Origin of the sequence: Janthinobacterium tructae (assembly GCF_006517255.1) — a bacterium.
Classification (GTDB): domain Bacteria; phylum Pseudomonadota; class Gammaproteobacteria; order Burkholderiales; family Burkholderiaceae_D; genus Janthinobacterium; species Janthinobacterium tructae.
In genome coordinates, this window is sequence record NZ_CP041185.1 from 5200880 (window position 1) to 5224421 (window position 23542).

The following is a 23542-nucleotide window of genomic DNA, read 5'->3' on the forward strand; positions in this document are numbered from 1 at the left end:
GGAGCAGCATGAACCATCCTGTCACGCCCGAATTGCAAGCGGCCACCTGGGCCGCCGTGGGCAAGCCCAGCCCGCATGAATCGGCGCAATTGCATGTGCTGGGGCAAGCGACGTACACGGACGATATCGCCGAACTGCAAGGTACCTTGCACGCGGCACTGGGCCTGTCGCAAAAGCCGCATGCGCGCATCACGGCCATGGATTTGTCGGCCGTGCGCGGCTCGCAGGGGGTCGTCGCTGTCTACACGGCGCAGGACATTCCCGGTACCAATGATTGCGGCCCCATCATCCATGACGATCCCATCCTGACTGCGGAGCTGGTGCAATACGTGGGCCAGCCCATCTTCATCGTGGTGGCCGATACACACGACCATGCGCGCCGCGCCGCCCGCCTGGCGCAAGTGTCGTACGAGGAATTGCCCGCGATCATGACGCCGCAGGCGGCCAAGGCCGCGCAATCGTATGTGCTGCCGCCCATGCAGCTGACGCGCGGCAACTACCAGGCAGCGTTCGAGACGGCGCCGCATGTGGTCAAGGGCCAGCTGTACGTGGGCGGGCAGGAACAGTTTTACCTGGAAGGGCAGATTTCCTACGCCATCCCGAAGGAAGCGCAGGGCATGCTGGTGCTGTGTTCGACCCAGCACCCGAGCGAGATGCAGCACGTGGTGGCGCATGCGCTGGGCGTGCATTCGCACAACATTACGGTCGAATGCCGGCGCATGGGCGGCGGTTTCGGCGGCAAGGAGTCGCAGTCGGCCCTGTGGGCGGCGGCCGCATCGATTGCGGCGGCCAAACTGAAGCGTCCCGTCAAATTGCGCGCCGACCGCGACGACGATATGCTGGTGACGGGCAAGCGCCACTGTTTTTATTATGAATACGAAGTGGGCTACGACGACGATGGCAAGATCCTTGCCGCCAAGGTCGACATGACCACGCGCGCCGGCTATTCGGCGGACTTGTCCGGCCCCGTCGCCACGCGCGCCGTCTGCCACTTCGACAATACCTATTATTTGTCCGACGTGGATATCCGCGCCGCCTGCGGCAAGACGAATACGCAGTCGAACACGGCTTTCCGGGGCTTCGGCGGACCGCAGGGCGCCATCGCCATCGAGTACGTGATCGATGAAATCGCCCGCCATTTACAACGCGATGCGCTCGATATTCGCCTGCTCAATTTCTACGGCCGCAACGATGTGGAAGGACGTAATGTCACGCCGTACGGGCAGACCATCGTCGACAACGTGATCCATGAACTGGTTGCCGAACTCGAAGTGAGCAGCGATTACCGCACGCGCCGCCGCGCCATCGATGCCTACAACGAGGCCAGCCCCATCCTGAAGAAGGGCCTGGCATTCACGCCCCTGAAATTCGGTATCGCCTTCAACGTCACGCATCTGAACCAGGCCGGTGCGCTGGTCCACGTGTACGTCGATGGCTCCGTGCTGGTCAACCATGGTGGCACGGAAATGGGGCAGGGCATCAATACCAAGGTCATGCAGGTGGTGGCGCACGAGCTGGGCCTGGACCTGGAGCGCGTGCGCGCCACGGCCACCGACACCAGCAAGGTGGCGAACACGTCGGCCACGGCGGCATCCACCGGCGCCGACCTGAACGGCAAGGCGGCGCAGGATGCGGCGCGCCAGATCCGTGAACGCCTGGCCGATTACGCGGTCAAACTGTATGGCGGTGAGGCGGCTTGCGTGCGCTTCTTCGATAACCATATCCACGTCAACGGCCATGTCGTGCCGTTTGCCGAGCTGGTGCAGAAGGCTTACCTGGCCCGCGTACAACTGTGGTCGGATGGTTTTTATGCCACGCCGGGCCTGTCGTGGGATGCAAAGACGATGACGGGCCATCCGTTTTCGTATTACGCATATGGCGCGGCCGTGGCTGAAGTGGTGGTCGATACCCTGACGGGGGAATGGAAACTGCTGCGCGCGGACGCCTTGTACGATGCGGGTGAGTCATTGAATCCGGCGATTGATCTGGGTCAGGTGGAAGGGGCATTTATTCAGGGCATGGGTTGGCTGACGACAGAACAGCTATGGTGGAATGCGGCGGGCAAGCTGATGACGCACGCGCCATCGACATACAAGATTCCCGGCATTTCCGATTGCCCGGAAGATTTTCGCGTCAAGCTGTTCCAGAACCGCAACGTGGAAGACAGCATCCACCGTTCCAAAGCCGTGGGCGAGCCGCCGCTGCTGCTGCCGTTTTCTGTGTTCTTTGCCATCCGCGACGCCATTTCCAGCGTGGGCCATCACGCCGTGCAACCACCGCTCAATGCCCCCGCCACCAGCGAGGAAATCCTCAAGGCGGTCATGGCCGTGCAAGCGGCCGGCGTGGCCGCTTAAGGAGTTGACGATGAGCGACTGGCTGACAGTGATGGACGATGACACGCAGGCATCCGTGCTGGTGACGGTCGCTCTGGTGGAAGGTTCCGGACCGCGCGAAGCGGGCGCGAAGATGCGCGTCACCCTCGATGGTCAAATGGATACCATCGGCGGCGGCCACCTGGAACTGCGCGCCGTGGAAATCGCCAAGAGCATGCTGGCCACGGGTGACACGCATGCGCGGCTCGAGCGTTTTGCGCTCGGTCCCAGCCTCGGGCAATGCTGCGGCGGCGTCGTCCATCTGGCTTTTGAATATGTCGATGCCAGCCTGAAAACATTGCTGGCCGCTTTGCGCGAGCGCCGCCAGCACGATAGTTGGCGTCTGGCGGCACTCGATGGTGAGAGCGCGTCGGCCCTGTTCGATGCGGCCGGTAGCTTGATCGCTGGCACGCCGGGCCAGGCGCCCGACACGTTTTCACGCGAACGCGCAACCCATGTTGCGCAGGGGAGTGAAGGGCGGCGCTGGCTGGTCGACCCTTGCCTGGCGCCGCGCGCCCATCTGACCTTGTTTGGTGCCGGCCACGTGGGCGCCGCCATCGTGCGCGCGCTGGCCGATTTGCCCTGCACTATCACCTGGGTCGATGAACGCGAAGACATGTTTTCCGCTGCATTGCCTGCGGGATTGCCAGATAACGTGCGCATCGCTGCCACCGATACGCCCGAGGAATTTGTCGCCATGGCGCCGCCCGGCGGCAGTTTTCTCGTCATGACGCACAGCCATGCGCTCGATCAACGCTTGACGCAAGCCATCATGGAGCGCGAGGATGCGGGCTGGTTTGGCTTGATCGGTTCGCACACGAAACGCAAGCAGTTCGAGCACCGCCTGCAGGCGCGCGGCGTTCCGGACGAGCGCATTGCCGCCATGGTGTGCCCGATCGGCATGCCAGGTATCCACAACAAGGCGCCGGCCGTGATCGCCGCTTCCGTTGCCTGTCAATTACTCATGGTGTGGGAAGAAGCCGCCAGCGCGGCCCTGGCCGCACCGCTGCGGCTGGCCTCTGCCAGCGCGCCTCCGCGTCGCCCGACACGCGTCGCCATTCATCCGTTATAGAAAGAAGTCATGCCGATTGTTCCTGCCACATTGCAAGCTTATCGTGCCAGCTTGCTGCACTTCCACGCCGATCCCGCTTTCACCGAGGAGGCGCACGCCTGGCATGCGGATGGCTTGCTGATCGTGGCCGAAGGCAAGGTCTTGGCGGCAGGCGATTACTCTGCACTGCAGGCGACTTTGCCGCCTGGCACGCATATCGTCGATTACCGCGGCAAGCTGATCGTGCCCGGTTTTATCGACACGCATCTGCATTTCCCGCAGACGGAAATGATCGCTTCGCCAGCGCCCGGTTTGCTGCCGTGGCTGGAAACGTACACCTTCCCCACCGAGCGCGCATTTGAAGACCCTGTGCATGCGCGCAATGTCGCCGAGTTTTTCCTCGATGAACTGCTGCGCTGCGGCACCACCACGGCCATGGTGTATGGCAGTGTGCATCCGCAATCGGTCGATGCCTTCTTTGGTGCCAGCGAGGCGCGCGGCTTGCGCATGGTGGCGGGCAAGGTCATGATGGACCGCAACTGTCCCGAGTTCCTTCGCGACACGGCCGAGTCGGGCGCACGCGAAAGCGAAGAGTTGATCCGGCGCTGGCACAAGCATGGCCGCTCGCTGTATGCGATCACGCCCCGCTTCGTGCCGACGTCCACGAATGAACAGATGCACCTGGCGGGCGAACTGGCGCGCGCCTATCCGGATACGTATCTGCAGACCCACGTGTCGGAAAACGAGGATGAATGCCGCTGGGTGCGTGAACTGCACCCGCAGGCGCGCAGCTACCTCGATGTGTATGACCAGTACGGCATGCTGCGCCCGCGCGCCATGTTCGGCCATTGCATCTGGCTCGACGAGCGCGACCGCGCGCGCATGGCGGAAACGTCCTCGGCGGCCGCCATTTGTCCCACCTCCAACTTGTTCCTCGGCAGCGGCCTTTTCGATTTCGAGCGAGCCGATGCGGCGAAAGTGCTGCTGTCGCTGGCCACCGACGTGGGCGGCGGCACCTCGTTCTCGATGTTGCAAACCATGAACGAAGCCTATAAAGTAGCACGCTTGAAAGGCAGCTATCTGCCCGCCTTGCGCATGTTTTACCTGGCGACCCTGGGTGCTGCACGGGCCATGCAACTGGAAGGTACCCTGGGCAATTTCACGGCAGGCACGGAAGCGGACTTCATCGTGCTCGACAAGCAATCGACGCCGCTGCTGGCGCGTCGCACGGCTGGCTGTCAAAGCCTGGAGGAATTGTTGTTTGCCTTCGCGCTGCTGGGCGACGACCGTGCCGTGGCCGCCACCTATTCAGGCGGGCAATGCGTGCATGTGCGGGGGCAGGGCTGACCTACCCGTTGTTCCATACGAATTATCCTGAGCGAGAACGCGAATGCACAAGAAACTCACTGGCCTGGCGCTTGGCGCCGCGCTGGCATTGACCGGAACGGCGCATGCCGCCCCGTCTTCCAATGAAGCGGCCACCGCGCGCCATTTTGCGGCCCTGCTTGCCGGCGCGCAGCCGAAGACAGCCGAGTTGAGCCTGTTCTTTTCCATGATGCCCAAGGGCGGCGATTTGCATCACCATTACTCGGGCGCCATTTACGCCGAGCAATTCCTCGATTGGGTCGACAAGGAAAACTATTGCGTCAACAAGACGACGTATCGCATCGAAAGCAACAAGGATGTCGTGGCGGCCGAACGCGCCAAGCCCGCCGCACAGCGTGGCTGCCTGTCGTCCACGGAAGTGTTTGCCGATGCTGGCCTGTATGCGCAATTGTTGCAGCGCTGGTCGACCAAGGATTTCTACAACCATGGCGCCATCCAGACGCCACCGGACCGTACTTTCTTTGATACGTTTGGCTACTTCGGCCCCGTGGCGTCGAGCAATACGGCGGACGGCCTGAAAACCCTGAAGCAGCGCGCCATCGCGGAAAACCTCAGCTACATCGAGACGATTTTCGAACTGTCGCCGTTCGTGCAGAATGCGCAGTTCGACCAGCAGGTGCTGGCGCCGGGCTTGCCGCCGGCAGCCCTGCAAGCCGTGCTGGCCAACTGGACAGGCAGCCTGGAGCAGGACGCCAGCTTCCAGAAAAGCATCACCGCCTACAACGACAACGTGAACGCCAGCAGCGCCGGCATCGACGATGCGAATTTCACCATGCGTTACCAGGCGTATGTGCTGCGTTTCCTGTCGCCATCGCAAGTTTTTTCCTCGATGGTGGCCGCGTTCAAGGCAGCCAGCCTGAATCCGCTGCTGGTGGGCGTGAATATCGTGGGCCAGGAAAGCGTGAACGTGTCCATGCGCGATTACAGTCTGCACATGGAAATGTTCAAGTTCCTCAAGGCAAAATATCCGAACGTCAAGATCGCCTTGCATGCCGGTGAGCTGGCGCTGGGCATGGTGCCGCCGGAAGGCATGGCGTTCCATATCGCCGAAGCCGTCGATGTGGCCGGCGCGGACCGTATCGGCCATGGCATGGATATCGCCTACGAGCACAATGCGCTGGCCACCATGCAGAAGATGCGTGAACGCAATATTCCCGTGGAAGTGAACCTGACCAGCAACGATTACATTCTCGGCATCAAGGGCCAGGCCCATCCGATCACCCTGTACCGCAAGTACGGCGTGCCCTTCGTGATCTCCACCGATGATGCGGGCGTTTCGCGCAATACCCTGTCGAATGAGTACGTGCTGTTTGCCAGCCAGTACAAGACCGATTATGCGGAAATCAAAAAGCTGTCGTATAACAGCCTGCGTTATTCGTTTTTGGCTGAAGGCGACAAGCAGCGTTTGCTGAAAGCACTCGATGCCCGTTTCAGCCGTTTTGAAGCGCAAATTGCCGCTGCCGACAAGGCAGGCAAGAGCGGAAAACCGTAAGTTGTACGACGTTAGCGACTGATACTCTTTGAACGGCCGGATCTTCCGGCCGTTTTCCATTTCCTCTCCCAAATCCCTAAGATGTTATTTTGTCAATTTTGTGGCGACCATGCGACACAATTAAAGGCAGATGCACGACGTTATACAATTTCCTGGATGAATCAATTTCAAGTACATATTGCTCATTTATAATCTCGCGCCATAAGCCCGGACGCTGTCACACGATATCAATGCAGCTAGTTACCACATGTTATTTATACTTAAAATATATAAATATGTAAAAAAAAACGTATTTGTCATCCATTTTTTGATGATGCATAGTGGGATGAGTGTGATATTAAAAAGTCACAATTCATATGGCTGATAGCGTATGAAGATGGGTATTTGCAGTAAATAAAGGTGAGATGCAGGGTGAAAACGAACAGTCAATGGAATAAATGACGACATTTTCCTGCTTCTTGCCGCCATGTCACAGGCTTGAAATATTTAACAATTACACTCGCGGCTTGCCATGTTAGCCGGGTAGGTATGTCGGGTGTATGACACAGGTGCTAGCGCCCCGTGTTGTACGGAAGAGAGCACGTTTCTCGCCGTTATTGCTTGAAATATCGATGCTTGTGATGAGTGGAAAGGCATTTGTGCAAGGTCTTGTCAGGGCCAGCAGCCAGTCCAGCCGGCGTAACAGTTGCAGTATCGTAAAGAGGAAATGTTGTGTTTGTGTTGCTGTGCGGCGCAGCCGGACAGTGGGGCAATCCAGGATTTTCAAAAAATAATAGTCTTTTCTGGGGTTAAAGATGATCAATCACAAGCGACTTCGGCTAACGCAAATCGCGTTAAGCCTGTCTATTGCACTGGCGGCGGCACCATCGTTCGCACAGAACACTACGTCTTCCATCGGCGGCCGTATCTCGGCCACCGACGGCAAGCCGGCAGCTGGTGCCACCGTTACCATCGTGCATACCGAATCGGGTTCCGTCAGCAATGTGACGACCGATGCGGAAGGCCGTTACGTTGCCCGTGGCTTGCGCGCAGGCGGTCCTTACACCATCACTATCACCAAGAATGGCGTGGTAGAAAAACGCGAAGGCGTGTATATCGCCCTGGCCGAAACGGCCAACGTCGACGCCACGCTGGGCGCCGACATGCAAGTGGTGAAAGTCAGCACCAATGCTGTTCGCAATCAGGTTTTCAACCGGAACAACATGGGTGCCGGCACCAATATCGGCCCGACCGAACTGGCTACCCAGGCATCGATCTCGCGCAGCCTGCAAGACTATGCCCGCGCCGACCCACGCCTGTCGCAAACCGACAAAGAGCGCGGTGAAATCTCCGTTGCCGGTCAAAACTCGCGCTACAACTCGATGACGATTGACGGCGTGGCCGTGAACGACACCTTCGGCCTGGAAGCGTCCGGTACCGCGACCGGCAAGCAGCCAATTTCGATCGAAGCGATCCAGTCGGTTCAGGTTAACGTTGCCAACTATGACGTCACCCAAAAAGGCTACACCGGTGCGAACGTCAACGCTGTGACCAAATCGGGCACCAACAAGGTCAAGGGGAGTGTCTACTACGCTTTCCGTAACGACACCATGTCGGGCGACCGTTACAACAGCACCGACGACACTTACTACGCACCGCCAAAATCGAAAGACACCACCAAGGGTATTACCCTGGGCGGCCCGCTGATCGAAGACAAACTGTTCCTGTTTGCCAACTACGAAAAAACCACCAGCTCGCGCGGCGCGCCAGCATTCGGCCCTGTCGGCAGCGCACAGACCAACGTTGCTATTACCCAAGGTGCCATCGATAGCGCGGTTGCTATTGCCAAGGATAAATACGGTATCGATGCCGGTACTTCGGCAGTTCCTGCGGGTTCCGAATTCACGGCGACGGAAAAGTTGCTCAAGCTGGACTGGAACCTGACCGACACCCAGCGCATGATGCTGCGTTACACCAAGACTGAACAGTCCGAGCCGATTTACACCGGTTTTTCCGGCACTGGCCTGTCGCTGAGCTCGTACTGGTATGACCAGAACAAGAGCCTGGAAACCCTGGTTGGTCAATGGACCGCCGAGTGGACCCCGACCTTCTCGACCGAAGTCAAAGTGTCGTCGCGCGACTACGACAGCGTACCGCGCAACAACGCTTATCTGCCGGCAATCGGCCTGCAGTTCAGCGGCGCGCTGCCAGCTGGCGCACCTTCGAACCTGGCTACCGGCAACCGCTTCCTGAACTTTGGTACCGAACTGAGCCGTCAGCGTAATATTCTTGGGACCAAAACCAAGGATTTCTACGCAGCCGGTACCTGGTCGCTGGGCGACCATGAAGTCAAGTTCGGTACCGACTATAGCAAGAACGACATCTATAATGCGTTCCTGCAAAACGTCAACGGTAACTACACCTTCGGCTGTATTAACAGCAGTGCCACGTTTGCCTATTCGTTCGGCGCCATCAACTGCGGTTCTGCCACGGCAGCGCAATTGCAGGCAGCCGTGCTGGAAAACTTCAGCCGTGGCCGTCCTAGCTCGTACACCTATCAGGTGCCACAAGCAGGCCGTACGCTTGACGATGCCGTGGCGACGTTCTCGCTGAAAAACATCGGCCTGTTCCTGCAAGATACCTGGGAAGTCAACAAGCAGCTGACGTTGACCGCCGGCCTGCGCATCGACGGCACCCGCATCGGTGAAAAGCCGATCTACAATGCGCGTGCAGCACAGGCAACTGTCGCTCGTACCACGCCTAACGGTCGTCAGACCGGCGGTTTCGGTATCGATAACTCGCATACCATCGACGGCGAAAACTTGTATCAGCCACGTTTTGGCTTTAACTACAAGCTGGAATCGGCGCGTCCGACGCAAATTCGCGGCGGCTTCGGCTTGTTCCAGGGCGCGGCGATGAGCGTCTGGCTGGGCAATCCATACCAGAACACCGGTATGGCAACCCAGAACATTACCTGCGCCTCGTCGGCCGGCACTTGCCCGACCACCGATGGCTTCTTCAATCCCGATCCAACCAAGCAGCCAATGAGCGTGCCAGCGGTTATCCCGGCAATGAAGGTTGATGCCCTGAGCCCGAACCTGGCGCAACCATCGGTATGGAAAGCCAACCTGGCCATCGAACATGAGCTGCCATGGATGGGTCTGATTGTCAGCGCGGAATACCTGCGTTTCCAGACCAAGAGCGCGATTTACTACGAAGAGCTGAACATGGGCGCGCCAACGGCAACCGGTAGCGATGGCCGTCCAATGTACTATGGCCCTAACGCCTACAATACGGCTTGCTGGAATGCAAATGGCGCCCTGATCGGCGGCGCCAATTGCAGCGCCTTGACCAAGGCTGGCAGCAACGCCTCCTTCGGCCAGGTGCTGATGGCTAAAAATACCGACAAGGGCGAGTCGAACGTGCTGACCCTGTCGGTGCGCAGCCCGACCCGTGATGGCCTGTCGTGGGGCTCGTCGTACACCTATACCGATGGCACTGAAGTATCGCCGCTGACGTCTTCGACCTCGAGCTCGAACTGGGGCGGCCGTGCCGTCTTCAATCCGAACGAAAACGTGGCGTCTAACTCGAACTATCTGGTCAAGGATCGCTTTACCGCCAACGTCAACTGGCAAAAACGTTTCTTCGGCGAATACAAGACCACCTTCGGTCTGTTCTATGAAGGCCGTAGCGGCAAACCATACAGCTGGACCATCAACAATGACTTGAACGGTGACGGCCTGGCTGGCAACGACCTGATGTACATCCCTAGCGCGCCAGGTTCGGGCGAAGTGGTGTTCGCCGGTGGGACGCCAGCAGCGCGCGCCGCCAACGAGGCAGCGTTCTGGAAAGTGGTCAACGCCAATGGCGACCTGCGCAAAGCCAAAGGTGGCGTGATCGGCCGTAACGAGAGCTTTTCTCCATGGACCAACAGCTTCGATGTGCGCATGAGCCAGGAAGTACCGGGCTTCTTCAAGGGTAACAAAGGCATCATTACCTTCGATATCCTGAACGTCGGTAACCTGCTGAATCGCAAATGGGGCCGCATCAATGAAGTGGGCTTCCAGGGCGCCGGTGGCCAGGTGCGCAGCTTCGTTGACTATGCCGGTATGGAAAACGGCAAGTATGTGTACAACACCCGTCCTGTGGTGGAAGGCCTGGAAACGCGTCAAGTCAAAGGCGAATCGCAATGGGCACTGCAAGCAACGGTCAAGTACGAATTCTAATCTCGTCCTTGCCTCGTAGCTTGGCAAACTAAAAAACGGCTGGTGGCGACACCAGCCGTTTTTTTTATACACAAGATGGTTTACTCTTCCCCTTTTCAATAAATATCATTCCATGGCTCACTTCCTACGCACTCCGGTCGCTGCCGCGGCCCTGATCCTGATCCTGTCCGCCTGCAGCAACCTGGCGCCTGCGCCCAGCGGCCCGATCGAAGTGAACCTGGTCGCCCTGAACGACTTCCATGGCAACCTCGATCGCAGCAAATTTACCTACACGAGCGTTGCCGATGCCGAGCGCAAGACGGTGCAGGCGGGCGGCATCGATACCCTGTCCGGCGCATTGAAGGCCTGGCGGCGCGAAGATGCGCAGCTGATTTTTGTCGGCAATGGCGACCTGGTCGGCGCCAGCCCCGCCATGTCGGCGCTGTGGGCGGACGAACCGAGTATCGTCGCCATGAACATGCTGGGCATGAAGGCCAGTTCCGTCGGCAACCATGAATTTGACCAGGGCAAAGCGGAATTGCTGCGCCAGCAGCGCGGCGGTTGCGACTCCTCGCGCGCCGACAAGGCGTGCAAGTTCACGCCCGATTTCAAGGGTGCCAGCTACACCTATATGGCGGCCAATGTCATCGACACGCAAACGGGCAAGTCCCTGCTGCCTGCCTACCGCATCGAAGAGGCGCATGGCGTCAAGGTGGGCCTGATCGGCGCCGTGCTGAAAGATACGCCATCCGTGGTGACGGCCGCCGGCATTGCCGGCCTGCAGTTTGGCGATGAAGCGGACGCCATCAACGCCACCTTGCCGCAGTTGCGCGCACAGGGCGTGGGCGTGTTCGTCGTGCTGCTGCACCAGGGCGGCGAGACGACCGAAGCCGTCGACCAGCCCGATTGCAGCCACCTGAAAGGTGAAGTGGTCGACGTGGTGAAACGCCTCGACCCGGCCATTCAACTGGTCATCAGCGGTCATTCGCACCAGGGCTATCTGTGCCGTGTCGATGGTCGGCTCGTGACGCAAGCACAGATGGGCGGGCATATGCTGACGCGCATCAAGCTCAAGGTCGATCCCGTCAAGAATGCGCTGATTGATGCCAGCGCGCACAACGTCGTCATGTTGCCAGGCATGTATGAGCCGGACCCGGCCGTGGCTGCCTACCTGGAATCGGTCAAGCAGCGCAGCGCGCAAGAATTGTCGCGTCCCGTGGCCGCCATCGCCGTGCCGAACGTGGGCCGCAGTACCAAGGGCAGCGGCGCTTCCGCGCTGGGCGACCTGGTGGCTGACAGCACCCTGTTCGGCGCGCGCGCTTTTGGCGCGCAAATCGGCCTGATGAACAATGGTGGCATCCGCAAGGACCTGGAAGCGGGCGCCGACCTGATGACGAACGTGGGCCAGAACCAGGCCGTGGTCCCGTTCGGTAATACCCTGATCGTCGTCAGCCTGTCCGGCGCGCAAATCCGTACCCTGCTTGAGCAGCAGTGGCCGGGCGCGGTAGCGGAAGACAACAACCTGTTGCAAGTGTCCGAAGGTTTTACGTATCGCTGGGACAGCACGCAGCCGCAAGGCCAGCGCGTGCTGCCGGGCAGCATCATGCTCAATGGCATTGCTCTTGAAGACAATCAACAATACCGTGTCGCTGCCAACAGTTTCCTCGCTGGCGGCGGCGACCGTTTTACCGTGCTGGCGGCCGGCACGCGCCGACTCGACACGGGCGTGCGCGACATCGATGCCTTCAGCGATTACCTGATCGCGCGCGCGCGTGCCGGCAAGCCCGCCGGCAGCGCCACGGCGGCAGGGCGCATCGTGCGCGTCAAATAATTTACAAGGAATAAGCATGCGTCATTTATCTGTTTCCCTGCTCGTCTCTACCCTGTTCGCGGGCACGGCCCACGCCGATTTCACCATTCCCGGCTTTGAGCTGGTGCACACCTCGCCCGTGGAAACGAGCTTGACCAATCCCGACCTGCGCGAGCCCGTTGCCGTGTGGCGCGAGCTGTTCGATTCGGCAAAAAAAGAGATCGTCATCGCCCAGTTCTATGCCGTCAGCAAACCGGGCACGGCTTTTGAGAAGGTGCTGGCGAGCCTGACGGCCGCCGGCCAGCGCGGCGTGAAGATCCGCTTCCTGCTGGACCAGAAGGGCGTGGGCCTGTCGGAAGCGGCGACCATCGCCCGGATCAAGGCGATTCCGAACCTGGACTTGCGCCTCATCGATTTCAATAAAATCACGGGCAACGGCATCGTGCACGCGAAATACCTGGCCGTCGATGGCGAGGTCGCGTACATCGGCAGCCAGAATTTCGACTGGCGCTCGTTCGAGCACATCCATGAGACGGGCTTGAAAATCACGGAAGCCGCTATGGTGGGCCAGGTGCAAGCCATTTTCGAACAGGATTGGCAAGCGCAGGCATTGACGTCGCAAGGCAGCCGCGCCACGGTACTCAACAGCAAGGTGGTGCCCGCCAATTACGCGCAAAACGCTTTCCTGCTGGCCAGCCCGAATGCGTATAACCCGGCTGGCGTGGGCGACTCGGAAACGGGCTTGCCCGCCTTGCTGGCCGAAGCGAAAAGCGAAGTGCGCATCCAGCTGCTCGATTACGCGCCGCTGTCCTACGGTCCGAACCGCACGCGTCCGTACTACGCCGTGATCGACAACGCCGTGCGCGCGGCCGCCCAGCGTGGCGTGAAGATCAAGCTGATGGTGTCCGCCTGGAACACGGAAGCGCCGGCCATCGCCTACCTGAAGAGTTTGGCCCTGGTGCCGAACGTGGAGATCCGCATCGTGACGATTCCCACGGCCTCGACGGGTTTCATTCCATTTGCGCGCGTGATCCACAGCAAGACCATGAGCATCGATGGCAAGCTGGCCTGGGTCGGCACGAGCAACTGGGCGGGTGGCTATTTCGATTTGTCGCGCAACCTGGAAGTGGTGCTGCGCAACGATGCCATGGCGCAGCGCATCGCCGCCCTGCATGAGCAGACGTGGAGCTCGGCGTATGCGCAGCCGATCGACATCAACAGGCAGTATCCGAAACCGGCCAAGGCTGCGCCGCAAGGCAAGGAGTGATGGTGAACATGAAAAAACTGCTGACAGTGCTGGCGCTGGGCGCCGCTTTTGCTTCCGGCAACGTCCTGGCCTGGGGCAATGACGGCCACCGCGCCGTGGGCGCCATTGCCGATCAATTGCTCAAAGGTAGCGCGGCACAGGCGCAAGTAGCGAAGTTGCTGTTGCCTGGCGAAAGCCTGGAAAAGATCGCCAACTGGCCCGATTGCGTGAAGGGCACGTATTGCGGCCCGCAATCGCCGGAAATGCTGACCTATGTCGCGGCCAATCCCAAGCATGGCGAATACCACTACACGAACGTGCCATTCCAGAATGCGCACTACCACGACCATGGCGTGGGCACGGCTGACGACGATATCGTGCAAACGCTCAAACAGGCGATCCTGGTGCTGCAGGGCAAGGCTGATGCCGCCAGCAATCCGCACGGCTTCAGCCAGCGCGAAGCCTTGATCCTGATCACGCACCTGGTGGGCGATATCCACCAGCCTTTGCATGTGGGCAATGCGTTTCTCGGCAAGGATGGCCAGTTTTTCGTGCCCGCCATGCAGGCGCAGATCGATGACATCGCCATTTTCAATGCACGCGGTGGCAATGACTTGCTGCTCGACGATGCGAAGATGACGGCGCTGTCCGATGCCGTGATTCCCGCGCCGTTGCCGGCGGAAGAGGGGACAACAAAAGCTCCCGCCTATCCGAAGTCGCCCACCAAGCCCCTGCATTCCTACTGGGATACGACCGTGGTCGATTACGCCATGCGCCGCCTGAGCACGCGCACGCCGCAGCAGTTTGCGCGTACCGTGATCGCCAGCGCGCCGGTGGTGAGCGCCAATAGCGGCGACCCTGTCACCTGGCCGTATCAGTGGGCCGATGCCGCGCTGGCGGCGTCCAAGATTGCGTTTACGGACGTGGTGGCCGGTCCGGCCACGCAGCAGACCAGCCGCAAGGGCGAGGTGTACAAGGTGTGGGCCTTGACGGTGCCGGACAATTATCCCGTGCCCAGCTCGGCGCTGGCGAAGCAGCAACTGATCGAGGGCGGCTATCATCTGGCCGCCGTGCTGCAGGCGATCTGGCCGCAGTAAGATGTCATTTGAAAGCGGCCTGCGGGCCGCTTTTTTCATGCCAGGGTGATGGCAATTCCCATCTCGCGGTAGGGCGCGAGCAGGGCGTCGTCCACGTCGCGGTGCACGATGATGTCGTTGACCTGGCTCAAGGGCGCGATCTGGAACGGTGAAGCCGTATTGAACTTTTCCGGCGAGGCCAGCACGACGGTGCGGCTTGACGCCTCGCTCAGCGCGCGTTTCACGCACGCTTCTTCGTAATCGCCTGTGGTGATGCCCGCTTGCGGATGCAGGCTGGATACGCCCATGAAATACAGGTCGGCGCGGATGCGGCCGATGGCTTCCACGGTCGCCGCGCCGACGCCCACGATCGAGTGCTTGTACAGGCGCCCGCCCAGCATCAGTACCTCGATGCCTGGGTGATTCACCAGCTCGACGGCAATCGACGGACTGTGCGTGACGATGGTGGCGCGCAAGTCGCGCGGCAGCTGGCGCGCCAGTTGCACGGCGGTCGTGCCGCCATCGAGAAATACCACTTGTCCCGTTTGTATCATGGCGCCCGCCGCGCGGCCGATGGCGGGCTTGGCTTCGGGCGAAATCTGTTCGCGACCCGCAAATGGCGCCAGCGCGGGCGAGCGGGGCAGCAAGGGCAGGGCGCCGCCATGCACGCGTTCCAATAAGCCGTCTTTTGCCAGCTCGCGCAAGTCGCGCCGTATCGTGTCTTCCGACAAGCCCAGGGCGTCGCTGACGGCCCTGGCGACGAGCTGGCCTTCGCGCTGGAGCAGGTCCAGCAGGTATTGTTTGCGTTGATGTGTCAGCATGGATTTTCTTGTATTTTCTTGATATTGCACGAGTTTGCATGATAAAGTCGGCGAAGGCAAGTACATGCAAGCACAAGGAGATGACATGCGCGAAGAAAACAGCAAGCAGGAACGGGTCCGCATCCAGCAGGTGCAGACCCTGTCGCACGACTGGTATCTGCTGCAAAAGACCACGTTCGATTACCTGCGCCATGATGGTCAGTGGCAGACGCAGACGCGGGAAACCTATGACCGCGGCGATGGCGCCACTATCCTGCTCTACAACAAGATCAAGCGCACGGTGATCCTGATCCGCCAGTTCCGCTTTCCCACGTATCGCGAGGGCCACGATGGTTTCCTGATCGAAGCAGCGGCCGGCTTGCTGGAAGAGGCCAGTGCGGAACAGCGCATCCGCGCCGAGGTGGAAGAGGAAACCGGTTACCGGGTCGGGCAGGTGCACAAGGTCTTCGAAGCCTTCATGAGTCCCGGCTCGGTGACCGAGCGCCTGCATTTCTTTGTCGCCGAATACGATCCGGCCAGCCGCATCGGCGACGGCGGCGGCCTGGCGCACGAGGGCGAGGATATCGAAGTGCTGGAACTGCCCCTGGCGCAAGCGCTGCAGATGGTGGCCGATGGCCGCATCTGCGACGGCAAGACCATCATGCTGCTGCAGCATGCGCAGCTGCACTTGATGCCGCGCAAACTTGGCATGCAGATACTGGTTGCCGGTCCCTACCGCTCCGGCACGGGCGACGATCCCGCCCTGATGGCGGCGAATGTGGCGGCCATGCAAGCCGTTTGCCTGCCCCTGTATGCCAAGGGACACATGCCCGTGCTCGGTGAATGGCTGGCCTTGCCCATGCTGGCGCTGGCTGGTTCGACCCGGGTGGGCGACGCCGTGTACGAGGAACTGTTTCACGCGCATGCGACGCGTTTATTGAGCCACTGCGATGCGGTGCTGCGCCTCGGCGGCGCATCCCAGGGTGCCGACCAGATGGTGAGCGTGGCGCAAGATCTCGGTTTGTCCGTGTATTTCTCGCTGGACGAGATTGCCCAGGCGTAAAAAAAGCGAAGCCCAAAGGCTTCGCTTTTTGTCATTTTAGGGAGCGCCTGAAAAATGCCCAGGGCAAGGCAACGACGCCATGGGTATTTTCTCAGGTGCTCTTAACGTGACTTGACGAAGGGGATACCGATGGCTTTTGGCGCGATGGATTTCGCCATCAAGCCTGCCAGCACGATCACGGTGACCACGTACGGCACCATCTGGATCAGCGAGCCGGGAATACGGCCCACGACGGGCAAGTCCACGCCTTCGATCTGGATCTGGATGGCGGCGAAGAAGCCGAACATCAGACAGCCGAGGAAAGTGTAGACGGGGCGCCAGTTGCCGAACACCATGGCCGTCAGGGCCAGGTAGCCGGCGCCGGCCGACATGTCGCGCAGGAAGAAGCCGCTTTGCACGATGGCCAGGTACGCGCCCGAGAACGAGCACAGGATGCCGGCCACGAGCATGGCCAGGTAGCGCGTCGCTTCCACGCTCACGCCGGCCGAGTCGGCCGCATGCGGGTTTTCGCCGCAGGCACGCAGGCGCAGGCCGAAGCGCGTGTGGTATAGCAGCCAGTGCACGAGCGGGATCAGCAGGAACGCCACATACACGAGGATGGAATGGCCGCCGATCAAATGGGCATACACCCAGCCGATGAAGGGGATGTGTTCCACGTACTGTGTGCCCGGCAAGACCACGTCGAACAGCCGCGCCGAACCGAGGTCGGGCGTGCGGCCGCCTTGCTGGAAGAAAAATTGCGCCAGCACAAACGTCAGTCCGCTCATGGCGATATTGATGGCCATGCCGGCCACCAGCTGATTGCCCTTTTGCGTGATGCTGACATACGCCTGCAGCAGGGCCAGGGCGACGCAGACGAGCATGCCGGCGGCCATGCCGTAATACGGGTTTTGCGTCGTGTAGGCCACGGCGGCGGAAGCGAAGGCGCTGGCCAGGATCTTGCCTTCCAGGCCGATGTCGATCATGCCGCTGCGTTCGGCGAACAGGCCGGCCATGGCGGCAAAGATCAGGACTGGCGCATTGCGCACGGTCGATACCAGGATGCTGGCGAAATGAAAGTCGTCGAGTGTCATGGTGTTAGCCTTTGGTGCGCTTGAGCAGGGCGGAAATGGCCGGTGCGTAGAAGTTTTCCATGGCGCCGCAGAACAAAATGATCAAGCCCTGGATGAAAATGAACGTTTCCGTCGGGATATTCGGTTTTTCCAGCGACAAATCAAAACCGCCCTGTATCAGCGCGCCAAACAGCACGGCCGAGAGGAAGATGCCGACCGGATGCTGGCGGCCCATCAGGGCGATGGCGATGCCGATGAAGCCGGCGCCGCCCACAAAATTGAGCGACAGATAATGCGTCGAACCCATGATGGAATTGACGGAGCCGAGGCCTGCCAGCGCGCCGGAAATGAGCATGACGATGATGATCATCTTGCTGATCGACACGCCTGCATAGTGGGCTGCATGCTTGTTCAGGCCCGTGGCGCGCAGCTTGAAGCCCCACGACGAGCGCCAGACCATCACGCCGTAGATGACCAGGGCGGCAATCGCCAGAATAAAACTGATGTTCAGCGGCGTATCGCCCAAGGATGGGAACCAGGTGGAGAGGCGCGGCATTTCGCCGCTTTCCGCAAACACGCGGCTGGCCGTGTTCTGCTCGCCCGGCGGAATCAGGTACTTCACGATGATGAAGTTCATCAGGCTGGCGGCGATGAAGTTGAACATGATGGTGGTGACCACAATGTGGCTGCCACGCTTGGCTTGCAGATAGCCGGGCAAGAAGCCCCACAGCGCGCCGAACAGGGCCGCGCCGAGCATGGCGGCCGGAATCAACAGCCAGGCGGGCAGCGTCTGGTCGAAGGCCAGCATGGCCACCGTCAAGCCCAGGCCGCCGATATACATCTGGCCTTCGGAACCGATATTGAACAGGCCGGCCTGCATCGCCACGGAGACAGACAGGCCCGTGAAAATGAAGGTGCTGGCGTAGAACAGCGTGTAGCTCAAGCCTTCCGGATTGAGGATGGCGCTGTTGACGAGGATACCCAGCGATTCTGCCGGGTCTTCGCCCAGCATATAAATCACCAGGGCTGCGACCAGCAAGGCCGACAGCAGGTTTAACATGGGCATGACAAAGGCTGTCGCCCAGCGTGGCAAGTCGTTATTCATGATTTGTGCATTCCCCCCATCAACAGGCCGATGCGGGTGGTATCGAATTCTTCAATTTTCAGTTCGCCGGTGATGCGTCCGCCGCACATGACGAGAATGCGGTCGGCCAGCGCCCGCACTTCTTCCAGTTCGACGGACACCAGCAGGATCGCCACGCCCGCGTCGCGCAGGGCCAGCAATTGCGTATGGATGCTTTCGATGGTGCCGATATCGACGCCGCGCGTGGGTTGCCCGACCAGCATCAGTTTCGGCTTGGCCAGCACTTCGCGCGCGATCACCACCTTTTGCTGGTTACCGCCAGACAACAAACCGATGCGCAGATCCGGGTTGGCCGGGCGCACGTCGAAAGTTTTCAGCAGCTCCGCGCAGCGCGCGCCGATGGCTTTGAAGTTGAACAAGCCCCAGCGGTTTTTCAGGTGGTCCTGGTAACCGAGGATGGTGTTTTGCATGACGGAAAAATTTTTCACCACGCCATCGCGCAAGCGGTCTTCCGGAATGTGGGCGATGCCCAGTTCGCGGAAGGCCAGCGGCAAGCCGTCGGCGTCAGTGCGCTTGCCAAACGGCAAGTCCTTGTCCAGGAAGCGCAGCTTGCCGGACGTTGGCAAGCGCATGCCCGACAGAATTTCCAGCAGTTCGCTCTGGCCATTGCCGGAAACGCCCGCGATGGCGACGATTTCGCCGGCGCGCAAGTTGAAGCCGATGTCGGCCAGCAGCTTGACCTGTTGCGCATCGGCCAGTTGCAGACCGTCCACTTCCAGCACCGTGGCGCCCGGATTGTACGGTGCACGGGGCAAGTGGCTCTGGATGGGGCGGCCCACCATCATATTGGCCAGTTCCTCTTTCGACGTGCCGGCGGTCGCCACGGCGCCCACCACCGTGCCGCCGCGCATGACGGTGACGTTGTCGGTGATTTCCAGGATCTCTTGCAGTTTATGCGTGATCAGGATGATGGTCTTGCCTTGCTCCTTGAACAGGCGCAGGATTTCAAACAGCGACGCCGTTTCCTGGGCCGTCAGCACGGCCGTCGGCTCGTCGAGGATCAGGATATTGGCGCTGCGGTAAATCTGCTTGAGGATTTCCACGCGCTGCTGCGCCCCGACGGACAGGTCTTCGATCTTCGCCAGCGGGTCGACGTCGAGGCGGTAGCGCGCGCAAATCTCGCGCAGCTTGGCTTCCGCTTCGGCACGGTGGCTGGCCAGGCGAAAACCGCCTTCCGTGCCCAGCATGATATTGTCGAGGACGGTGAAGTTCTCGACCAGCATGAAATGCTGGTGCACCATGCCGATGCCGAGATTGATCGCTTCCTGGCTGTTGCGGATAGGCTGTACTTTTCCGTCGAGCAGGATTTCTCCGCCGTCGGCACGGTAATACCCGTACAGGATACTCATCAAGGTCGATTTGCCGGCGCCGTTTTCCCCCACCAGGCCATGGATACTGCCCTTGGCGATGGAGAAACTGACGTCGGCGTTCGCCTTCACATGTCCAAACTGCTTGGAAATGCTGCGAAATTCTACTGCTGGCTGCATAGGTTCATAACTGGATAGTTTCATGGAAACGCGCCGCGCGGAGACAGGCCCCGGCGGCGCGCTAGAAGATACGGAGAAAAATTAAACCGGGCAGCTGCTGCCGACGCGGTAATCGATCACTTTGATCTTGCCATCGATAATGTCCTTACGCGCACCCAACACGCGCTTTTCGATTTCCGGCGTAATCAGCTTGCGGTTGTTCGCATCGAGTGCCCAATCCACGCCGCCTTCTTTCAAGCCTTTATAGCTGACGCCACCCTTCCAGGTGCCGTTCTTGACTTCCATGAAGCTGTCATACACCGTGTTGTCGACGCGCTTGACCATCGAAGTGAGGATGCTGCCAGGGTACAAACCATTCTGGTTCGAATCGACGCCGATGGCCAGCTTGCCTTTTTCCTTGGCCATTTGCAGGGTACCCATGCCGCTGCCGCCGGCCACGGCGAAGACGACATCGACACCGCGCTCGAATTGCGAGCGGGCCAGTTCGCCACCCTTGGCCGGGTCATTCCAGGCGCCGGAGGTGGTGCCGACCATGTTTTGCGTGATTTCCGCTTTCGGATTGATGGCCTTGACGCCTTGCGCGTAGCCGCAGGCGAAGTTGCGGATCAGGGGGATATCGATGCCGCCGATGAAGCCGACCTTCTTGCTCTTGCTGGCCATGGCTGCAGCCACGCCCACCAGGTAGGAGCCTTCTTCTTCCTTGAAGACGACGGAATTGACGTTGCTGCCGGCGGCCTGGCCGTCGATCAGCACGAATTTCACGTTCGGGAATTCTTTTGCGACTTTTTGCACGGCTTGCGTTTGCGCAAAGCCGATGGCGGCGATCATGTCGAGTTTCTTGCGGGCCAGGCCGCGCATGACTTGCTCGGCTTGCGTATCGCTCGATGCCTGAACTTCGATGAAGGAAATGCCTGTGTCTTTTTTGAAGCGCGAGGCACCTTCGAAAGCGGATTGGTTGAACGACTTGTCGAACTTGCCGCCCGCGTCATACACGACACCCAGTTTTGGGGTAGCCGCGGACGCTTGAGCAGTCAGAAATACGGCTGCGATCGTCAAACTAAATTGTGTAAGTTTCATGAATTGGCTCCTGGAAGATCGATATTGTATATTTTTTATAGGTGAAACATATAATTTGGGGCCGATTTAGCCTGTTTTTGATGCAGGAGATGATAATTCCTTATCAACATTGCACCGTATTGAACAAGATCATTGCCGGCCGTGTGTGCTTTTATGTCGACAATGTGATGCTCATGCAACAGTCGCGCCCCGTCTCTTTTATAGTTACAACATCGAATGGGGCTGCCGGAGCTGGCTGGAATGCGCCGTCAATGGACGGGCAGGGCAGGCACGGAACCGGCGCCACGATGGGCGTCCGGATCACTATGCATCATGCCAGATATGTATGACAAATACGTTTTTGTTTATGTATTTATATGCAGCGCATATAAATGGCCTGTCAGGCTGATGGGGGATTGATGATATTCAGGAAGGCCCGCACGACAGGCGCGTCGTCGAGCGTGGTGTAGCTGATATACAGGTTGGCCGACGGCGGATTGGTCTTGATCGGCAGGAAGACGACGCCGGGCCAGCCGATGCGGCTCGTCGTTTCCGGCACCAGGGTCACGCCCAGGCCCGCGCCCACCATGGCCAGCAGGGTTTGCGGCTCGCTCGCTTCCTGGAAAATCACGGGGTCGAAACCGGCATTGATGCAGCATTGCACCAGGTAGCGGGGAAACGCGGATTTATCGAGGTTCAAGGTGAGCATGGGCTCGTGGGCGATGTCGATCAGTTCGATGGCCGTGTTTTTGGCCAGCGGATGGTGTTCGTTGACGGCCACGCAGACGTTTTCGCGGAAGCACAGCTCCTGGCGCAGGTTATCGTGGCGCAAGTCGTCGTCATTGAGTTTCGGTTCGCGCCAGAAGCCCACGTCGATCTGCTTGGCGCGCAGCGCCTCGTACTGCACCGTGGGACCAAATTCATGAATGGTCCAGCTGACGCGGGGAAATTTGGTCTGGAACTCTTCCAGCAGGCTGGGGATGGGGCCCCACATGGCCGAGCCGACGATGCCCACGCGCAAGCGGCCCACTTCGCCACGGTCGATCTGGCGGATGGTGTCGATGGTCATGCGCATCTTGGCCAGCAGCTCGGCCGCTTCATTCATCAGTGCCTTGCCCGCCACGGTCAGCTCGAAAGTGCGCGTGGTGCGCGCAAACAGGCGCACGCCCAGTTCGCTTTCCAGTTTCATGATCTGCTGGCTCAGGGGCGGCTGCGAGATATGCAGGCGCTCGGCGGCGCGGCTGAAGCTTTTCTCCTCGGCGACGGCAAGAAAATACTTTAACTGTTTCAGATCGATGGACATGCTTTCCTTGGCGTTGCGTGGTGCCTGGCGATGGAACGGCGCGCAGACCTTGATACAGGCATGCGCGCTTTCTTTACAGCGGTCCTATTATCGTGCCACGACTGCCCGCATGGCAATGGCCAGCGCGGTGCCCACCTGGGCATTGTGCTTGACCAGCGCGATATTCGTCGCCAGGCTGCGCCCGTCCGTCAACTGCTTGATGCGCGACAACAGGAATGGCGTGACTTGCTTGCCCTTCACGCCGCCCGCATCCGCTTCCTGCAGCGCTTGCGTGGTGATCGCGTCGATTTCTTCCTTGGGCATCGCTTGCGCGGCCGGCACCGGGTTGCTGACGATCACGCCGCCTTTCAAGCCCAGTTGCCATTTCGTATCGATGAAAGCGGCCTGCTCGGCGGCGGTATCGAGGCGGAAATCGGCCTTGAAGCCGCTTTCGCGCGTGAAGAAGGCAGGAAAACCTTCCTGGCCCACGCTGATGACGGGCACGCCGTGGGTTTCCAGGTATTCCAGGGTCAGGCCGATGTCGAGGATGGATTTGACGCCCGCGCAGACGACGGCGACCGAGGTTTGCGCCAGTTCCTGCAAGTCGGCCGAAATGTCGAAGCTGGTTTCCGCGCCGCGGTGCACGCCGCCGATGCCGCCCGTGACGAACACGGTGATGCCCGCCAGTTCCGCGCAGATCATGGTGGCGGCCACGGTGGTGGCGCCCAGTTTGCGTTGCGACAGGACGAACGGCAGGTCGCGGCGGCTGACTTTCATGGCATCGGGCGAGGTGCCCAGCAATTCCAGCTGTTCCGGCGACAGGCCCACGCAGATCTTGCCGTCGATGATGGCGATGGTGGCCGGCACGGCGCCGCCGTCACGGATGATCTGTTCCACTTCGCGCGCCATTTCCACGTTTTGCGGATACGGCATGCCATGCGAAATGATGGTCGATTCCAGCGCCACGATGGCCTTGCCGGCGGCGCGCGCGGCGAGCACTTCTTGCGAGAACAAGAGGAAATTCTGTAATTGGGTCATGTG

At 60.1% G+C, this 23542-nt stretch carries 15 protein-coding genes and 1 pseudogene; 9 read left to right on the plus strand and 7 right to left on the minus strand.

What is annotated here, in order from left to right:
* Positions 1 to 8: 8 nt before the first annotated feature.
* The 8 genes from xdhB to FJQ89_RS22940 all read left to right on the plus strand — a co-directional run bounded on the left by xdhB (position 9) and on the right by FJQ89_RS22940 (position 14638).
* Positions 9 to 2354, plus strand: coding sequence for a xanthine dehydrogenase molybdopterin binding subunit (gene xdhB, locus FJQ89_RS22905; RefSeq protein ID WP_141171829.1), 2346 nt, complete (start codon positions 9 to 11; stop codon positions 2352 to 2354).
* Positions 2355 to 2364: 10 nt separating this feature from the next.
* Positions 2365 to 3444, plus strand: a complete 1080-nt coding sequence (gene xdhC / locus FJQ89_RS22910; protein ID WP_141171830.1) for a xanthine dehydrogenase accessory protein XdhC — start codon at positions 2365 to 2367, stop codon at positions 3442 to 3444.
* A gap of 9 nt (positions 3445 to 3453) precedes the next feature.
* A complete protein-coding gene (gene guaD, locus FJQ89_RS22915) occupies positions 3454 to 4770 on the plus strand; it encodes a guanine deaminase (protein ID WP_141171831.1) in 1317 nt (438 codons plus the stop codon).
* A 43-nt stretch (positions 4771 to 4813) separates the two neighbouring features.
* Positions 4814 to 6301, plus strand: a complete 1488-nt coding sequence (locus tag FJQ89_RS22920) for an adenosine deaminase family protein (RefSeq protein ID WP_141171832.1) — start codon at positions 4814 to 4816, stop codon at positions 6299 to 6301.
* A 794-nt stretch (positions 6302 to 7095) separates the two neighbouring features.
* Positions 7096 to 10506 carry a TonB-dependent receptor gene (locus FJQ89_RS22925; RefSeq protein WP_141171833.1) on the plus strand — a complete coding sequence of 1137 codons (3411 nt, stop codon included), beginning with the start codon at positions 7096 to 7098 and terminating at the stop codon, positions 10504 to 10506.
* A gap of 112 nt (positions 10507 to 10618) precedes the next feature.
* A complete protein-coding gene (locus tag FJQ89_RS22930; RefSeq protein WP_168208509.1) occupies positions 10619 to 12316 on the plus strand; it encodes a bifunctional metallophosphatase/5'-nucleotidase in 1698 nt (565 codons plus the stop codon).
* A gap of 16 nt (positions 12317 to 12332) precedes the next feature.
* Complete coding sequence (locus tag FJQ89_RS22935; RefSeq protein WP_141171834.1) at positions 12333 to 13562, plus strand: phospholipase D-like domain-containing protein; 1230 nt, start codon at positions 12333 to 12335, stop codon at positions 13560 to 13562.
* An 8-nt stretch (positions 13563 to 13570) separates the two neighbouring features.
* Positions 13571 to 14638: a S1/P1 nuclease gene (locus FJQ89_RS22940; protein WP_141171835.1), complete on the plus strand. Its 1068-nt coding sequence runs from the start codon at positions 13571 to 13573 to the stop codon at positions 14636 to 14638.
* 35 nt (positions 14639 to 14673) lie between these two features.
* Here the strand turns inward: FJQ89_RS22940 and FJQ89_RS22945 are convergent, their stop codons facing one another.
* Positions 14674 to 15438 (minus strand): DeoR/GlpR family DNA-binding transcription regulator, encoded by a 765-nt coding sequence (locus FJQ89_RS22945; RefSeq protein ID WP_141171836.1) that lies wholly within the window; start codon positions 15436 to 15438, stop codon positions 14674 to 14676.
* Between the two features lie 85 nt (positions 15439 to 15523).
* Between FJQ89_RS22945 and FJQ89_RS28510 the strand changes: the two are divergent.
* Positions 15524 to 16108, plus strand: a pseudogene (locus FJQ89_RS28510) (NUDIX domain-containing protein); the annotation flags it as partial.
* A gap of 473 nt (positions 16109 to 16581) precedes the next feature.
* Here FJQ89_RS28510 and FJQ89_RS22955 read toward each other — a convergent pair.
* The 6 genes from FJQ89_RS22955 to FJQ89_RS22980 all read right to left on the minus strand — a co-directional run bounded on the left by FJQ89_RS22955 (position 16582) and on the right by FJQ89_RS22980 (position 23539).
* Positions 16582 to 17553, minus strand: coding sequence for an ABC transporter permease (locus tag FJQ89_RS22955; RefSeq protein WP_086145100.1), 972 nt, complete (start codon positions 17551 to 17553; stop codon positions 16582 to 16584).
* Positions 17554 to 17557: 4 nt separating this feature from the next.
* Positions 17558 to 18637: an ABC transporter permease gene (locus FJQ89_RS22960; protein ID WP_141171837.1), complete on the minus strand. Its 1080-nt coding sequence runs from the start codon at positions 18635 to 18637 to the stop codon at positions 17558 to 17560.
* A complete protein-coding gene (locus tag FJQ89_RS22965) occupies positions 18634 to 20163 on the minus strand; it encodes an ABC transporter ATP-binding protein (protein WP_141171838.1) in 1530 nt (509 codons plus the stop codon). The genes FJQ89_RS22960 and FJQ89_RS22965 overlap by 4 nt, the downstream gene beginning before the upstream one ends.
* Positions 20164 to 20244: 81 nt before the next feature.
* On the minus strand, positions 20245 to 21240 hold the full coding sequence (locus FJQ89_RS22970; protein ID WP_096233951.1) for a BMP family lipoprotein: 996 nt from the start codon (positions 21238 to 21240) through the stop codon (positions 20245 to 20247).
* A gap of 379 nt (positions 21241 to 21619) precedes the next feature.
* On the minus strand, positions 21620 to 22522 hold the full coding sequence (locus FJQ89_RS22975) for a LysR family transcriptional regulator (protein ID WP_141171839.1): 903 nt from the start codon (positions 22520 to 22522) through the stop codon (positions 21620 to 21622).
* 87 nt (positions 22523 to 22609) lie between these two features.
* The gene (locus tag FJQ89_RS22980; protein ID WP_141171840.1) at positions 22610 to 23539 is read right to left on the minus strand and encodes a pseudouridine-5'-phosphate glycosidase; all 930 of its coding nucleotides are present in this window, start codon (positions 23537 to 23539) and stop codon (positions 22610 to 22612) included.
* Positions 23540 to 23542 lie beyond the last annotated feature (3 nt).

Coding starts and splice junctions, on each gene's coding strand:
- FJQ89_RS22965 (WP_141171838.1), bottom strand. CDS start 20,163: ATGCAGCCAGCAGTAGAATTTCGCAGCATTTCCAAGCAGTTTGGACAT.
- xdhC (WP_141171830.1), top strand. CDS start 2,365: ATGAGCGACTGGCTGACAGTGATGGACGATGACACGCAGGCATCCGTG.
- guaD (WP_141171831.1), top strand. CDS start 3,454: ATGCCGATTGTTCCTGCCACATTGCAAGCTTATCGTGCCAGCTTGCTG.
- FJQ89_RS22975 (WP_141171839.1), bottom strand. CDS start 22,522: ATGTCCATCGATCTGAAACAGTTAAAGTATTTTCTTGCCGTCGCCGAG.
- FJQ89_RS22940 (WP_141171835.1), top strand. CDS start 13,571: ATGAAAAAACTGCTGACAGTGCTGGCGCTGGGCGCCGCTTTTGCTTCC.
- FJQ89_RS22960 (WP_141171837.1), bottom strand. CDS start 18,637: ATGAATAACGACTTGCCACGCTGGGCGACAGCCTTTGTCATGCCCATG.
- FJQ89_RS22930 (WP_168208509.1), top strand. CDS start 10,619: ATGGCTCACTTCCTACGCACTCCGGTCGCTGCCGCGGCCCTGATCCTG.
- FJQ89_RS22980 (WP_141171840.1), bottom strand. CDS start 23,539: ATGACCCAATTACAGAATTTCCTCTTGTTCTCGCAAGAAGTGCTCGCC.
- FJQ89_RS22970 (WP_096233951.1), bottom strand. CDS start 21,240: ATGAAACTTACACAATTTAGTTTGACGATCGCAGCCGTATTTCTGACT.
- FJQ89_RS22955 (WP_086145100.1), bottom strand. CDS start 17,553: ATGACACTCGACGACTTTCATTTCGCCAGCATCCTGGTATCGACCGTG.
- xdhB (WP_141171829.1), top strand. CDS start 9: ATGAACCATCCTGTCACGCCCGAATTGCAAGCGGCCACCTGGGCCGCC.
- FJQ89_RS22935 (WP_141171834.1), top strand. CDS start 12,333: ATGCGTCATTTATCTGTTTCCCTGCTCGTCTCTACCCTGTTCGCGGGC.
- FJQ89_RS22920 (WP_141171832.1), top strand. CDS start 4,814: ATGCACAAGAAACTCACTGGCCTGGCGCTTGGCGCCGCGCTGGCATTG.
- FJQ89_RS22945 (WP_141171836.1), bottom strand. CDS start 15,438: ATGCTGACACATCAACGCAAACAATACCTGCTGGACCTGCTCCAGCGC.
- FJQ89_RS22925 (WP_141171833.1), top strand. CDS start 7,096: ATGATCAATCACAAGCGACTTCGGCTAACGCAAATCGCGTTAAGCCTG.